The sequence below is a fragment of the Arthrobacter sp. TmtSoilC79 genome, from assembly GCF_059739405.1.
The window spans coordinates 1,257,472-1,272,517 of the sequence record NZ_AP046051.1; the positions used below are offsets into that span (position 1 = coordinate 1,257,472).

9 protein-coding genes and 1 pseudogene are annotated in these 15,046 nt (G+C 63.5%); 5 read left to right on the forward strand and 5 right to left on the reverse strand.

What is annotated here, in order from left to right; genetic code table 11:
* Positions 1 to 13: 13 nt before the first annotated feature.
* Entirely contained in the window at positions 14 to 1,480 is a 1,467-nt protein-coding gene (locus AC6JA3_RS05860; RefSeq protein WP_497919993.1) for an FAD-dependent oxidoreductase, read from the forward strand.
* An 88-nt stretch (positions 1,481 to 1,568) separates the two neighbouring features.
* Positions 1,569 to 2,920, forward strand: a pseudogene (locus tag AC6JA3_RS05865) (rhodanese-like domain-containing protein).
* Between the two features lie 10 nt (positions 2,921 to 2,930).
* Here AC6JA3_RS05865 and AC6JA3_RS05870 read toward each other — a convergent pair.
* From AC6JA3_RS05870 to AC6JA3_RS05880, 3 genes are all read right to left on the reverse strand, one after another.
* On the reverse strand, positions 2,931 to 3,611 hold the full coding sequence (locus AC6JA3_RS05870; protein ID WP_026539696.1) for a FadR/GntR family transcriptional regulator: 681 nt from the start codon (positions 3,609 to 3,611) through the stop codon (positions 2,931 to 2,933).
* Positions 3,608 to 4,882, reverse strand: a complete 1,275-nt coding sequence (locus tag AC6JA3_RS05875) for an MFS transporter (protein WP_026546369.1) — start codon at positions 4,880 to 4,882, stop codon at positions 3,608 to 3,610. The genes AC6JA3_RS05870 and AC6JA3_RS05875 overlap by 4 nt, the downstream gene beginning before the upstream one ends.
* Before the next feature lie 115 nt (positions 4,883 to 4,997).
* Positions 4,998 to 6,440: a PucR family transcriptional regulator gene (locus AC6JA3_RS05880; RefSeq protein ID WP_026539698.1), complete on the reverse strand. Its 1,443-nt coding sequence runs from the start codon at positions 6,438 to 6,440 to the stop codon at positions 4,998 to 5,000.
* Between the two features lie 144 nt (positions 6,441 to 6,584).
* Between AC6JA3_RS05880 and AC6JA3_RS05885 the strand changes: the two genes are divergently transcribed.
* Together AC6JA3_RS05885 and gabT are read left to right on the forward strand one after the other, a co-directional pair.
* On the forward strand, positions 6,585 to 8,015 hold the full coding sequence (locus AC6JA3_RS05885) for an aminobutyraldehyde dehydrogenase (protein WP_026539699.1): 1,431 nt from the start codon (positions 6,585 to 6,587) through the stop codon (positions 8,013 to 8,015).
* Between the two features lie 59 nt (positions 8,016 to 8,074).
* Positions 8,075 to 9,430 (forward strand): 4-aminobutyrate--2-oxoglutarate transaminase, encoded by a 1,356-nt coding sequence (gene gabT, locus AC6JA3_RS05890; RefSeq protein WP_026539700.1) that lies wholly within the window; start codon positions 8,075 to 8,077, stop codon positions 9,428 to 9,430.
* A 180-nt stretch (positions 9,431 to 9,610) separates the two neighbouring features.
* Here the strand turns inward: gabT and AC6JA3_RS05895 are convergent, their stop codons facing one another.
* Both AC6JA3_RS05895 and rarD read right to left on the reverse strand, forming a co-directional pair.
* On the reverse strand, positions 9,611 to 12,022 hold the full coding sequence (locus tag AC6JA3_RS05895) for a polysaccharide lyase 8 family protein (protein WP_497919994.1): 2,412 nt from the start codon (positions 12,020 to 12,022) through the stop codon (positions 9,611 to 9,613).
* Positions 12,023 to 12,329: 307 nt separating this feature from the next.
* Positions 12,330 to 13,400 carry an EamA family transporter RarD gene (rarD, locus tag AC6JA3_RS05900; RefSeq protein WP_026546366.1) on the reverse strand — a complete coding sequence of 357 codons (1,071 nt, stop codon included), beginning with the start codon at positions 13,398 to 13,400 and terminating at the stop codon, positions 12,330 to 12,332.
* A gap of 118 nt (positions 13,401 to 13,518) precedes the next feature.
* On the opposite strand from rarD, the gene AC6JA3_RS05905 reads away from it, so the two are divergent.
* The gene (locus AC6JA3_RS05905; RefSeq protein ID WP_026539703.1) at positions 13,519 to 14,967 is read left to right on the forward strand and encodes an FAD-dependent oxidoreductase; all 1,449 of its coding nucleotides are present in this window, start codon (positions 13,519 to 13,521) and stop codon (positions 14,965 to 14,967) included.
* The last annotated feature ends 79 nt before the right edge of the window (positions 14,968 to 15,046 follow it).

Here is a 15,046-nt window from a genome sequence, read left to right on the forward strand (position 1 = left end):
AAGGAACACAGCCGTGTCAATTAGCACCCCCGTAGGTTCTGCGGACCGTCCGCTCCGCGTCGCCGTCATCGGCTCCGGCCCGGCCGGCGTTTACGCAGCGGACATCCTGACCAAGAGTGAGGCCGTCAAGAGCGGCGAACTCACCGTCAGCATCGACCTCTTCGACCGCTACCCGGCACCTTACGGCCTGATCCGCTACGGCGTTGCTCCGGACCACCCCCGCATCAAGGGCATCGTCAACGCCCTGCACAAGGTCCTGGACCGTGGCGACATCCGTTTCTTCGGCAACGTGGACTACGGCACGGACATCTCCATCGAGGACCTCCGCAAGCACTACGACGCCGTCATCTTCGCCACGGGCGCCATCAAGGACGCCGACCTGAACATCCCGGGCATCGAACTCGAGGGTTCCTTCGGCGGAGCAGACTTCGTCTCCTGGTACGACGGACACCCGGACGTTGCCCGCGAATGGCCGCTGGACGCCAAGGAAATCGCCGTCCTGGGTAACGGCAACGTCGCCCTGGACGTCGCCCGCGTCCTCTCCAAGCACGCCGATGACCTGCTGGTCACCGAAATCCCGGACAACGTTTACGCAGGCCTGAAGAACTCCCCGGTCACCGACGTGCACGTCTTCGGACGCCGCGGCCCTGCACAGGTGAAGTTCACTCCGCTGGAACTGCGTGAACTCTCGCACTCCAAGGACGTAGACATCATCCTCTACGCCGAGGACTTCGAATTCGACGAAGAGTCTGATCGCCAGGTCCAGACAAACAACCAGACCAAAACCATGGTTGGCACGCTGACCAACTGGATCGCCGAGCAGCCCGAGGACCTCTCCGAGCTCACCGCTTCCCGCCGCCTGCACCTGCACTTCCTGCACAGCCCGGTGGAAATCGTGGACTCCCCGGAAACCCCGGGCAAGGTTGCCGGCATCAAGTTCGAGCGCACCGAGCTGGATGGCACAGGCAACGCCCGCGGCACCGGCGAGTTCATCGACTACCCGGTCCAGGCTGTGTACCGCTCCATCGGCTACTTCGGTTCGGCCCTGCCGGATGTTGAGTTCGACCACAAGAAGGGCGTCGTCACCAACGACGGCGGCCGCGTCCTTGACGCCGACGGCCAGCACGTTCCGGGCCTCTACGCAACGGGCTGGATCAAGCGCGGTCCGGTTGGCCTCATCGGCCACACCAAGGGCGATGCCCTCGAAACCGTCACGTACTTGTTGGAGGACCGCGAAAACCTGCCGGTCGCCGAGGTTCCCGCGGCAGACGCCGTCGTGGCTCTTCTCGATTCCCGCGGCGTGAAGTTCACAAGCTGGGAAGGCTGGCTGGCCCTGGACGCCCACGAACTCGCCCTCGGCGCAGCAGCCACCGAGGCGGGCACGTCCCACGGTGTTGAGGTCAAGCGTGAGCGCATCAAGGTGGTGCCGCGCGAGGACATGGTCAACATCTCCCGCGATGGCGTAGCGGCACAGGTCTAGTTTTCCGTTTGCGGGCGGGGTCACTCCTTGGGAGTGGCCCCGTTTCTGTTTTTAGTCCCCTTCATTGCGCCCGGCTGTACCCTGAAGCATGGACGTCGTGGTCATCGAAACTCCCCAGTTGGGGGACCGCAGCTATTTGGTGCACGACGGCTCCGTGGCCTTGGTGATTGACCCTCAACGGGACATTGACCGGGTTGAAAAGGCTGCCCGTGAAGCCGGCGTCCGGATCACGCATGTGGCCGAAACGCACCTGCACAATGACTACGTCACCGGCGGTTTGGTCCTGGCGGAGAAGCACGGCGCCGCGTACCTGGTGAACGCGGCGGATGAGGTTTCGTTTGTGAGGGTTCCCGTCACCGACGGCCAGATCCTGCGCGTCGGCAGGCTCGCGGTTTCGGTCGTTGCGACGCCGGGCCACACCCACACGCACCTCTCTTATGTGGTGCGGGATGACACGCACGACGACGGGTTGGAGGCTGTGTTTTCCGGCGGCAGCTTGCTCTACGGTTCGGTCGGGCGGACGGACCTGGTCTCACCGCATGACACCGCCAAGCTGGCCCATGACCAGTATTCGTCCGTGCGGCGCCTGGTGGATGCTTCCCGTCCGGAGGCTGCGCTGTACCCAACCCATGGCTTCGGATCGTTCTGTTCGATCGGGCCCGCGAGCCATCAGGAATTTTCGACAATTGCTGAGCAGGCAGAGTCCAACCATGCCTTGACCGATTCCAGCGAGCACCACTTCGTCTCGGAATTGTTGGCGAACATCACCGCCTATCCTGCCTATTACGCCCACATGAGCCCGCTCAACGCTGCAGGGGTGGGGCCGGCGAACCTGGACGTGCCTGATTCAGTTGATCCTGAGGAACTGAGCCGGCGGTTGAGGGCAGGGGAGTGGGTGGTGGACCTCCGCCACAGGGTGGCATTTGCGGACGGCCACCTTCAAGGCAGCGTGGGCTTCGAATATGGCCGCGGTGACAACTTCACCAGCTACCTGGGTTGGGTGATCCCCTGGAACCAACCCCTCACATTGCTGGGCCCGCTCAGTGAGGTTGAAAAGGCGATCCGTGACTTGGCGAGGATCGGCATCGACAGCCCGGATGCCGCCGTCGGGCCTGAAGCCGTTTTGTTGGCCGCCGACCATCCCCGGACGGAGACTGGAACCTCTTTGCAAGCGAGCGGAAGCCGGAGGACTTGGTGCTGGACGTCCGGCGTCCGGACGAGTTCACCACTTCCCATATCAAGGGTGCGCTGAACGTGCCCGTCTACGAGCTCCTCGGGAGGATCACCGAACTGCCGGATCACAGGACCTGGGTGCACTGCGCCACGGGATACCGGGCGAGTGTCGCCGCAAGTCTCCTGGACCGGGCCGGGCGGGAGGTTGTCCTGATCAATGCCAGGTTCAAGGACGCCGCCGGTGCCGGTGTTGAAACAGTGCCGTAAACAGAAAAAGCTACCGCGGCGCCTTATCCGAGCAGTAGTCCAGGTTCCGGTACACGCTCTGGATTGCGGCCTCCGGATCATGGGCTTCAAGGGCGTCAACCAGTTCGTCATGGCCCTCGCGTGGAATACCGTTGAAGCCGTCCTTGCGCTGCTGGCGGAGGAGGTCGTTGTGGAACACCCCGCCGAACGAAACGTACAGCTGATGCAGCAGGGGATTGCCCGATGCCAGTGCGACCCGCTCGTGGAATTCCCAGTCGGCGCTGGCCCACGTGGGGTAGTCCTCGGCCTGCCAGGCGTCGTGGCGGAGCGCAAGGAGGCGGCGCATCTCGGCCAGGTCCTCGGCGGTGGCGTGTTTGGTGGCGAGGCGGGCCGCCTGGGTGTCCAAGCCAAGCCGGACCTCAACGATATGTTCCTGCGTGTGCTCCAGGTACATGCGCTGCGCCGCGCCGGACATCTCGCTGTTTGCCCGGACATAGGTGCCATCGCCGCGACGTACTTCCAGCATGCCCGAATGGGCCAGTGCCTTGATTGCCTCGCGCAAGGTACCCCGGGAAACACCCAAGGTGGACATCAGCTCAGGTTCCGCGGGGATCCGCTCCTGGAGCGGCCACTCGCCGGACTTGATCATGTCCCGCAGCTTGGCGGTGATCTCCTCGGCAAGGGCCGGGCGATGCGAAGGGGTCAGGGTCATGCTGTCCTCGGTCCGGTCTTGGTGGCAGTGCGCTTGCTGGTGAGCAAGTGGCAGGTAACCATGAGCGCCACGGCCACGACCGACAACAGGCTCAGGGGCAGCACCCAGCCGCCGGTGGCGCTGTGGAGCAGGCCCATGCCAAACGGGCCGATTGCCGCAATCAAGTATCCCAGCGATTGGGCGATGGTGGAGAGAGCGGTGGTTTCCGCCGTCGAGCGTCCACTGCGGCTGATGATCACCAGAACCAGCGGGAAGATGCCCAAGCCGAAGCCGAACAAGACGGCGGGAACAACCGCCAACGACGTCGGCAGCCAGACCATTGCGGCGATGGCCAGCAAGGTTGAGCTGCTGGCCAGATACAGCGCGGGGCGGAGCATGCCGGGGCGGGAACCGAAGGCGAGCAGGATCATGCCGGCAGCGACGGAGACCAGCTGCATCACGCCGAACTGGAGACCACTTTCGGAAGCGCTGAGACCCTGCGAGGTCAGAATGTAGGCAAACCAGCTCATCACGGCATATGCCAGGAAAGCCTGGAAGGTGAAGATCGCGGTGATGAGGATGCCCAGGCGGGTACGCAGCAGCGGCCACATGGAGACCCTGGGCCGATCGATCCTGGTGGCGTTCCGGTGGGTGTGCAGGACTACGGGCAGGAAACCGAGGAGGGCTGCGACACCCAGCAGGCCCCAAGCCGCCAAGCCCATGGAGGGCGAGCCGAGTTCCTGCGCCAACGGAACACTGACGACCGCGGCAAAGGTGGCGCCGCCGGACATGGTGAAGGTGTAAAGGCCCGTCATCATGGAGGTGCGCTCGGAGTAGTGTTCGCGGATGAAGGACGGCATGGCCACGTTGCACACTGCCAGGCCGGACATTGCCAGGACCGTGCCGCCAAGCAGTGCGCCGGTCACCGGAACCCCACGCACCAACAAACCACCGGCCAGCAATGTCAAGGCGATGGCGATGGCTTTCTCTACGCCTACGCGGCGGGTCAGCCAGGACGTTCCCAAACCTGCAACCGCAAAGCACAGGAGCGGAATGGACGGCAGGATGGACGCCACCAAAGCACCGTAGCCAAGGACCTGCTGCAGTTCGTGGAACAGTGCTGCGGCGCTGGTGATGCCTGCGCGAAGATTCAAACCGATAAGGACCACGGCAATAATGCCGACGACGGCGACCACGCGCGTTTTGGGGACCGCCTGCGCAGACAGGGCCTGGGCAGGGCCAACGGTAGGGATGTTTCCGGTGCTGGGGGTAAGGGGAGTCGTCGCTGCCATATCTAAAGGTTAGACGTTTGACGTCTAATGTCCACAGTTTTGTGGCGAAGCTCTCCGCTGGAACTCGAAGCTTTCCGTTGGAACCTATGGGGACGCTGCGGAAGTTGAGGGACGCTCAGCGGGGGTTGCGGGAACCGAGGCGCTGGACAGCCAAAGCCAGCCAAAGCTGCACGCGGTCCTGCGTCTGCGAGGGGTCGTAGCCCGTCAGTTCAGTGATCTGGGCCAAACGGTAACGGACCGTGTTGCGGTGCAAGGTGAGGGCTTCAGCCACGGCTGCCACCGAGCCGTTGTGGTTCAGGTAGCTCTCCAGGGTGGCCACCAGTTCGGCACCGTGGGCGGCGTCGAACTTCCGCAAAGGCGTAAGGGATTCGCTGGCCATGTCTGCCAGGGGAACGTCCTCACTGGCGAGCAACAGCGAGGTCAGGCTCAGGCGCTCCGGCTCGTTGACCGGCAAGCCGTGCGCCACGGCGTCGCGCGCTTCAAAGTAGCTCCAGCGCAAACCGTTCGGCTTCGTGTAGGCGCCGCCGATCCCAATGACGGCGTGGATACCGGCTTCCTGCAAATGATCGCTGAGGCTCTTGGCCAGAGCGGTAGCCGAGGTACCGTCGTCGCTGATGACCGTGACCAGGTCCTTCCCGACGACGGCGCTGACGCCCGCTTCCAGCGCCTGCGGCAGTGAGATGCTGACCAGTTGTTTGTGGTGGGCCGTGGACTCGGCAACCAGCACCACGTTCTTCCGGGTGCTGTTGATGCCAACGCCGGCCAAACGCCGGGCCGCCTCAATGGTCTCCAGGGTGCCGTGGATGACGTCGTCCAGCACCTGGCCGGCCATGGCCCGCTGGGACTGGCGCTGCTTGACCATGTTGTTCAGTTCCACGCTGATGAGGTTCTGCGCATAACTGACGATTCCCGAGTCCACAAACGGCTGCCTCAACCAGAGCGTGCAGGCGTCCCTGCGGCCGGTGGGAATCGGGTAGGACGCCCAGCCATCCGCCGTCGGCGCCGGTTTTCCCGCAACACTGTTGTACAACTGCGCGCTGAACTGGGTGAGCACAACGTCCGTGCGGAGCATGCTGCCCAGTTGCTTGAGGAGTTCGTTCAGGCCACCGCCGGTGAGCAGCGAGCGGGCCAGGATCTGATGTCCGGCCAAGAGGCGCTCAAGGTTGGAGTAGTGGTCCGCCGAGTGCGACTCCGCCACCAGTTTTCCGATGGCAATGAAGGGGATCTCGTAGGGCACCTGCACCAGCGGAAGGCCCCAGCGGTTTGCTTCTGCAATCAGTGCCTCCGGAACTGCCTCATGGGTAAGGCCGATGCCGAAGCCGATGCCCACTGCGCCGGCCCGCTGGACCTGACGGACAAAGCGCCTCTGGTCCGCGGCGCTCTTGAGGCGCAGGCCGGTGGTGAGGACCAGTTCCCCACCGCTGAGGAAGCGCTGGGGATCCTCCAATTCCGTGACGGCAACCCAGCTGATGTCCTGGTTCCAGGTGGTTTCGGCCAGGCCGGCCTGGCGGAGTTTCAGGGAGGGGACAGCGACGAGCGAAGCGAGGGACATTGCCATGCTTAAAAGCCTAACCCGGCGCTGGTCAAGCGCACTAAGCCGGGGCCTCCTCTGTGTGCAGCTGACTATTCCTTGGACCCCCTCCCTGGCATAGGCTCTGATCAGCTAAAACCCATGCCCAGACACCGAAAGAGGTTGCACACCGTGGTTCAAACCTTGCAGAACTTCATCAACGGCGAATTCGTTACGCCGGCAGGTACGGGTCTTCTGGACATCGTGAACCCCACCAATGGGGAAATCGTTGCCAAGTCGCCCATTTCGGTGCAGGCCGACGTCGATGCTGCAATGACCGCAGCAGCTGAGGCCTTCAAGACGTGGAAGCACGCCACCCCCGGACAGCGCCAGCTCATGCTGCTCAAGCTCGCCGACGCCGTGGAAGCCAACAGCGACGAGCTCGTTGACGCCCAGCACCGCAACACCGGACAGGTTCGCTCCCTGATTGCCTCCGAAGAGGTTGCCGCAGGCGCAGACCAGCTCCGCTTCTTTGCCGGTGCCGCACGCATCATGGAAGGCAAGTCCGCAGGCGAATACTTCGAGGGCCACACCTCCTACGTACGCCGCGAACCGATCGGCGTCGTAGCCCAGGTTGCCCCGTGGAACTACCCGTTCCTCATGGCCATCTGGAAGATCGGCCCCGCCCTGGCTGCGGGCAACACCATCGTCCTGAAGCCCTCGGACACCACCCCGGAATCCACCCTGGTGCTGGCGCGCCTGGCTGGCGAGATCTTCCCGGCCGGTGTCCTCAACGTGGTCCTTGGCACCGGTGAGACCGGCGCCATGATGGTGGACCACAAGGTTCCCGGCCTGGTTTCCATCACCGGTTCCGTCCGCGCCGGCATCGCCGTGGCAAGCGGCGCAGCCAAGGGCCTCAAGCGCGCGCACCTGGAACTTGGCGGCAAGGCTCCGGCCATCGTCTTCAAGGACGCCGACATCAAGAAGAGCGCCGCGGCCATCGCCGAGTTCGCATTCTTCAACGCCGGCCAGGACTGCACCGCCATCACCCGCGTGTTGGTGGAGGACTCCGTTCACGACGACGTCGTGGCAGCCATGGTGGAACACACCAAGACCCTGCACACCGGTTCGCAGAACGACGAAGAGAACTACTTCGGCCCGCTCAACAACGTGAACCACTTCAACGCCGTCACCTCGGTAGTGGAGCACCTTCCGGCCAACTGCAAGATCGAAACCGGTGGACACCGCGCAGGGGAGAAGGGCTTCTTCTTCGAGCCCACCATCATCTCCGGTGCGAAGCAGACCGATGACATCGTGCAGAAGGAAACCTTCGGCCCGGTCATCACCGTCCAGAAGTTCAGCACCGAAGCAGAAGCGCTCGAGCTCGCCAACGACGTCGAATACGCCCTGGCGTCCAGCGTCTGGACCACCGACCACGGAACGGCAATGCGCATGAGCCGTGACCTGGACTTCGGTGCGGTCTGGATCAACACCCACATCCTCCTGACGGCAGAGATGCCCCACGGCGGCTTCAAGCAGTCCGGCTACGGCAAGGACCTCTCCATGTACGGCGTGGAGGACTACACGCGCATCAAGCACGTGATGTCTGCACTAGATGCATAACGCAGTTGCGTAGCGTGTCCGCCCCACCCGTACGAATTTCCCAGAAAGGCAACCACCCCATGACCACCACCGCGAACGAACTCTCGTACCGCATCGAGCAGAAGCGCAACATCAACGGCGCCTTCCCCGGCCCCAAGTCGCAGGCACTTGCCGAGCGTCGCTCCGCCGTCGTTGCTGCCGGCGTCGCCTCCGGCGTCCCCGTCTACGTTGAAGACGCCGACGGCGGCATCATCCGGGACGTCGACGGCAACTCCTTCATCGACCTCGGTTCCGGAATCGCCGTGACCAGCGTCGGCGCGTCCGACCCCGCCGTCGTCGCTGCCGTCCAGGAAGCTGCCGCGCACTTCACGCACACCTGCTTCATGGTCACCCCGTACGAGGGCTACGTTGCAGTTGCCGAGCAGCTCAACCGCCTCACCCCCGGCGACCACGCCAAGCGCACCGTGCTGTTCAACTCCGGCGCTGAAGCCGTGGAGAACGCCGTCAAGGTTGCCCGCCTGGCCACCGGCCGCGACGCCGTCGTAGCTTTTGACCACGCCTACCACGGCCGCACCAACCTGACCATGGCGCTGACTGCCAAGGCCATGCCGTACAAGACCAACTTCGGCCCGTTCGCGCCCGAGGTCTACCGCATGCCCATGAGCTACCCGTTCCGTGAAGAAAACCCGGAGATCACCGGTGCCGAGGCCGCCAAGCGTGCCATCACCATGATCGAGAAGCAGATCGGTGGCGACCAGGTTGCCGCCATCATCATCGAACCCATCCAGGGTGAAGGTGGCTTCATCGTCCCGGCCGAAGGCTTCCTCCCGGCGCTGTCCGAGTGGGCCAAGGAAAAGGGCATCGTCTTCATCGCAGACGAGGTCCAGTCCGGTTTCTGCCGCACCGGCGAATGGTTCGCCGTTGACCACGAAGGTGTTGTCCCGGACATCATCACCATGGCCAAGGGCATCGCCGGCGGCCTCCCGCTGTCGGCCATCACCGGCCGTGCAGACCTGCTCGACGCCGTTCACCCCGGCGGCCTCGGCGGCACCTACGGTGGCAACCCGGTTGCCTGCGCCGCAGCACTTGCAGCGATCGACACCATGGAGCAGCACGACCTCAACGGCCGTGCCCGCCACATCGAAGAGCTCGCACTGGGCAAGCTCCGCGAACTGGCCGGGGAAGTTTCCGTAGTTGGCGACATCCGCGGCCGTGGCGCCATGCTGGCAATCGAGCTGGTCCAGCCCGGTTCCAAGGAGCCGAACGCCGAGCTCACCAAGGCCGTTGCCGCCGCCTGCCTCAAGGAAGGCGTCATCATCCTGACCTGTGGCACCTACGGGAACGTCATCCGCCTGCTCCCGCCGCTGGTCATCAGCGACGAACTGCTGATCGACGGCCTCGAGGTCCTCGCAGCAGCCATCAAGGCGCACGCGTAAGCTTCACCGCTTCGCACACAAGGAGGGCCGGGTTCATTCGTGAACCCGGCCCTCCTTTGTTTAACTCTCGCCGCCGTGTTCGCGGGAGACCGTCGAGTTCGCTGGAAGTTTCCGGCGGTCCTCGCAGTGTTCCCGCGAACTCGGCGAACCAACCGCAGGACGCACGACGGCGGATCGCGCCTAGGTGCCCAGCGTCAGGTTCTTCTGGTGACCGTGTCCGTCCAACTGGACCTCGATGACGAGCGGAGTGGTGCTGACCAAAGTCACTCCGGCATCGGAATCCGCCAGCTTACTCCACGCCCCATCCACGGTGATCTGCACAGAGGACTGGGTCCGGGACGGATCGGCCACGGAGAGCCCGAGCTTGTCCCCGGTCAGCTGTGCCGCCACGGTGCATGGCCCCGAAACCGAGTACCCGCCACCGGAACCTGCTGTGAAGAAGTTGGCCATGACCAGTTGATCCTTGGCTACCTCCACCATTTGGACCTCCGCGGAGTTGGCCAGGACTTTCACCCCGGGATTCGCGGACTGGGAGAAAGTGTCAGAGTGGCTGGCAGCGGGAAGGACCATGTAGGCGTAGCCGGATCCCACGGGATCTTTGCCATGACGATGCGTGATGGTCACGTAGTCCCGGGTCACGGGATCTTTGGTGCCGCCGGTGTCCGCCCCTGAATTGATATCGAACCACGAGCCCGTCCGACGGATCACGGCTACTTCAGTGTTGCCGGAAACCCCTTGCGCTTCCAGGAACACGTAGCCGCCATGGCCTTCCACATGCACGGACCGCTTCACAGCCAGGGCGGCGTCTCCGGCCGCCATGGTCCTGTTCCGGGAATCGGTGCGCAGCGCAGGAACGGCACCGGCCGCGAAGGACCTGTTTTCCACCGTGGTCTGCACGGCCGAACCCCCGGTACCGGTAATACCCGCACCGAGGCAGACCACTGCGTCGTCCAGGAAGAACCACGATTTCCGGCCGGACAGGGTCTTGTTGTGGTTGAGGTGGTCCATGCCGACGACGCCCCAGCGGCCATCCACGGTCAGCCCGCCGGCAAATGCTTGGAAAGCGCGGGGAATTCCGGTGCCCGCACCCCCGGCTCCGCTGACCCTCGCCTGGTCATTGACGGTGGTTCCGGGAAGTGAGTACGGATCCACAGTCGGCCAGAAGTCTGCGCTGAACTGGGACGGATCCTGCCGTGTGTAGAGGAAGGTCATCCCATCGCCCTGATACCAGCCGAGGTTGTTCTCGCTGTTGCCCCATTCGAAGCGGCCTATGCGCTTGGAGGAAAGGTTCACAGTGCAGCCCCACTGGGGGCGGTGATGGACCAGCCTGTCCTGGTCAGCGAACATACGGCTGTAGACGGGCGCCGGTGCCGCAGTTACGGCAGCGTCGGACAGGACGCCCATGGACAACAGGGACTTTGCCAGGCTCTGGGTTGGATGCCCCACGAGTTTCTGGTCCGCGCAGCGTTCCAGCCAGCCCTTGGCCAAAGCCAGGAACCGCGACTTGTAGGGTTCCTCGCAGCCCGGGGCCAGCAGCAGGACTGCTGAGATGAGCCCAAAGCCGCTGACGTAGTCGGGCTCGCGCTGCCTGGAGACAGCACGGCCGCGGATGGTGTCCATGATCCGTCCGTCCCACACGAACGGGGCATAGGTATCCTCCACGGCGTTGAGGAGCACGGACTGCTTGGGGTCGTTGACTGCCCAGGTACTGCCGCCCAACATGGCGATGATCTCAGCGATTCCGGCCAGGGCCACCACTCCGTAGGTTCCCGCGTAGGGCAGGTAGGAGTGCTGGACGTAGGAGCCGTCAGCATAGAAGCCGTCGCCGCTGGTTACGTACGTGAAGACGCTGTTGACCCCGCCACGGACGGTGTCGCTCAAGGCATCCCTGCCCAGCGCTATTTCACTATCCTTGTTGTCCAGGATGCCCCGCATGCAGCAGGCCAGCGATTTGTCCACGCGGTTGGCGCCGGTCTCTGCCAAGGATGTGGCACGTCCGCGCCAATTCGGGTTGGGCGCGAACCAACGGACGGCAGCCAACAATGACGTGCGGAGAGCTTCTGGAACTTCAGCGTAGAGGAGCGTCAGGATGTCCACGGTCTTCCGGGGCACGCCGATCTCCCAGAACCACCAGTTGCCGGCTGCCTTCACGGATGGCTTGTAGGCGGTGTCACTCAGGAGCTGCAAGCCCGCAACAATGTCAGCGGCCAGCTCCGGGCTGCCCGCATAAGGGTTCCCCGGAACGGCGTATCCAAGTGCCATGTCATAGAGGCGGTTGAAATGCAGGCCCATGTTGCCCGTGGCATCGGCCGACTGCCCAATGCCGGTCAGCGGTATGTCGCTCCACAGCGAGGTCCGGTTGGCTGATTTGTCCATGGACTCCCACCACTTCGCGGCGGTCTGGCCCATTCCTTCCAACTGCGCGGCGAGCTCGGGAATGTCTGCGGCGCTGCGGCCCCCGGTCAGCACCATCCGCCGTCGATCAATCAATTCCTGAAGTCCGGGGGCGGCAAACGAGGGCCCGGCCTGGGAAAGCAGGGCGCCCGCGACGGCGGCTGCCGCGGCGGTGCGGAAGAGGGTCCTGCGACTCACTGCTGGTCCATTGAAGTTCAAAACTGCTCCGTTCAAAACTGTTGCCCCGGGTTCCCCGCCCACCCTTCGCACCCAGCGCGAGCTGCGCGAACCGGGCGAGCTGCAATGGTGGCGGGGGCGTCGGGTGGCCAGGGCGGGATGGGTGGACGTGGTTGGGAAAAGTTTCCGCAACCTTATGTCCGGTTCCCTGCCCTCTCAACAGAAATGAACAGAACTGCACAACACGTACTCGACTAAAGCAACGCGGGGTCACTTATGGCCCCTTAATCGCCGTCGAAGGGGCCATAAGTGACCCTGCGTTGCAGTACTACCCGGCAGCAGCCAGCCGGGCCTGCTTCTTCAGCACGGAGTTCTTCCGCGTAGTCCGCAGCATGTCGATGGTGAGCAGCACCAAGGCCAACCACACCACGCAGAAGCCGATCCAGCGGGCAGTGGTCATGGTCTCGTTGAACACGGTCAGGGCGACCACGAACTGAAGAACCGGCGCGAAATACTGCAGCAGGCCTATGGTGGTCATCGGCAGACGCCGGGCTGAAGCTCCAAAGAAGAGCAAAGGCACGGCCGTGATGACGCCCGAAGCCACCAGCAACCAGAGGTGCCCCGCACCCTGGGTGGTCAGAGTGGCAACTCCAGTGGCGCCCAGGACCACCATGGTGATCGCGGCGAACGGAGCCAGTACAACGGTCTCAACGCTCAGGCTCGTGAGGGCGTCAACCTTGGGGCCAACACGCTTCTTCACGAAACCGTACAAACCGAAACTGAAAGCCAGGATCAGGGCAATCCAAGGAAGCTGACCGTAAGAGAACGTCAGGACCCCCACGGCGACGAAGCCGATGCCCACCGCTGCCCACTGCAAGGGGCGCAGCTTTTCCTTCAGGACAAAAACGCCCAGGAGGACAGAAACCAGGGGATTGATGAAGTAGCCCAGTGAAGTCTCAACGGCATGGCCGGTGGTGACCCCGAAAGTGTAGGTGAGCCAGTTGATGGCAATAAGGCCGGCTGCCAAGGCCAAGGGCCCGAAAACTGAACGGTCCTTCACGGCTGCGCCGAACACCCGCCAAGCCCGGGTAATCGTGATGAGCAGTGCACAGAAGATCAAGGACCAGACAACCCGGTTTGCCACAATTTCCACGGCGCTGGCCGGCATCAGGACATAGAAGTAGAGGGGGAGGAGCCCCCACAGGCCGTAGGCACCGATTCCGAAGAGGATTCCCGCTGTCGACTCGCTCCGCACGGGCTTGCCGGCACCGCGGGCGGGTTTGCCGCCGCCCCCGGCAGTCGTCGTCGTGGGCTGGTTTGAAGAGGAAGAGCTGGCAGTTATCTGATCCGGAGTCGACACATTGTCGCCAACACCACGTGTGCCCGCAATATTCCGCAATCTTGGTGAATTTCCGTGACTCCTGCCATATAAGCGTCCGGGCGTAGGGTCGACATCTAGAATTGGAATCTGCGCGCCCCACCAACGGGCGTGGCTCACTGCTTCGGAAGGGCTAACGGTGTCCAACTCAGCCGCAACAACCCCCAATCGTCCGCTGCGCGTGGCGATCGTTGGTGCAGGACCAGCAGGCGTGTACGCCGCGGACATCCTGACCAAATCCAACGAGGTTAAGGACGGACATGTGGAGGTCAGCATTGATCTCTTCGAGGCCTATCCGGCACCGTACGGACTGATCCGCTACGGTGTGGCTCCGGACCACCCGCGGATCAAGGGGATCGTCAATGCGCTGCACAAGGTTTTGGACCGCGGCGATATCCGCTTCCTGGGCAACGTGACCTACGGCAGGGACCTCACCCTGCATGACTTCCGGGCTTTCTATGACGCCGTGATCTTCTCTACCGGTGCCATCAAGGACGCCGACCTGAATATCCCCGGTGTTGAACTTGAAGGATCCTTTGGCGGCGCGGACTTCGTCTCCTGGTATGACGGGCACCCGGATGTTCCCCGCGACTGGCCGCTCGATGCCAAGGAAATCGCGGTGATCGGCAACGGCAACGTGGCTTTGGACGTGGCCCGAATGCTGGTCAAGCACCCGGAGGAATTGCTGGTCACGGAGATCCCGGACAACGTCTACGCGGGACTGAAGAAGTCGCCGGTGACAGACGTTCACGTCTTCGGCCGCCGCGGTCCGGCGCAGGTGAAGTTCACGCCGTTGGAACTGCGCGAACTGTCCCACTGCAAGGACGTGGACATCGTCCTTTACCCGGAAGATTTCGAGTTCGACGAAGCCTCGGACGAGGCCATCAGGACGAACAACCAGATCAAGACCATGGTCAACACCATGACGAACTGGCTGGTGGAGGAGCACGCCGAGTCCGAGCAGCCCTCCTCCCGTCGCCTGCACCTGCACTTCCTGCACAGTCCGGTGGAGATCCTGGATTCGCCGGAGACCCCGGGCAAGGTCTCGGGGATTAAATTCGAGCGCATGCAACTGGACGGAACGGGCAACGTCAAGGGCACGGGCGAGTTCATCGAGTATCCGGTCCAGTCGGTGTACCGGGCCATCGGCTATCACGGTTCGCCGTTGGAGGAGCTTGAGTACGACGCCCGCCGCGGCGTCATACCGAACGACGGCGGTCGCGTCCTGGGTGCCGACGGCGAGCCCGTGCCGGGAATTTACGCCACGGGCTGGATCAAGCGCGGACCGGTGGGGCTGATCGGCCATACCAAGGGCGATGCATTGGAGACCATCGGATTCCTCCTCGAAGACCGGCTCAACCTTCCCCCGGCGGAGAACCCGGATCCACAGGCCATCATTGACCTCCTGGAAGAACGGGGGATCGAGTACACCACCTGGGAAGGCTGGAACAGGCTTGATGCCCATGAGGCCGCCCTCGGCGCGGCCTGGACTTCCGCCGAAGGATCCGCTGGAGAAGGCGGGGGTGTGGTCCGTGAGCGCATCAAGGTTGTTCCGCGCGAGGAAATGATCCGGATCTCCCGCGGCTGACAAGGCGTTTTTGTACAGCTGATGCCCTTATTCGGCTGCTTTAGGGGCTTCATCTGTACAAAAACTCCCTTCCCCGAAC

Coding starts and splice junctions, on each gene's coding strand:
- AC6JA3_RS05870 (WP_026539696.1), bottom strand. CDS start 3,611: ATGACCCTGACCCCTTCGCATCGCCCGGCCCTTGCCGAGGAGATCACC.
- AC6JA3_RS05880 (WP_026539698.1), bottom strand. CDS start 6,440: ATGGCAATGTCCCTCGCTTCGCTCGTCGCTGTCCCCTCCCTGAAACTC.
- gabT (WP_026539700.1), top strand. CDS start 8,075: ATGACCACCACCGCGAACGAACTCTCGTACCGCATCGAGCAGAAGCGC.
- AC6JA3_RS05875 (WP_026546369.1), bottom strand. CDS start 4,882: ATGGCAGCGACGACTCCCCTTACCCCCAGCACCGGAAACATCCCTACC.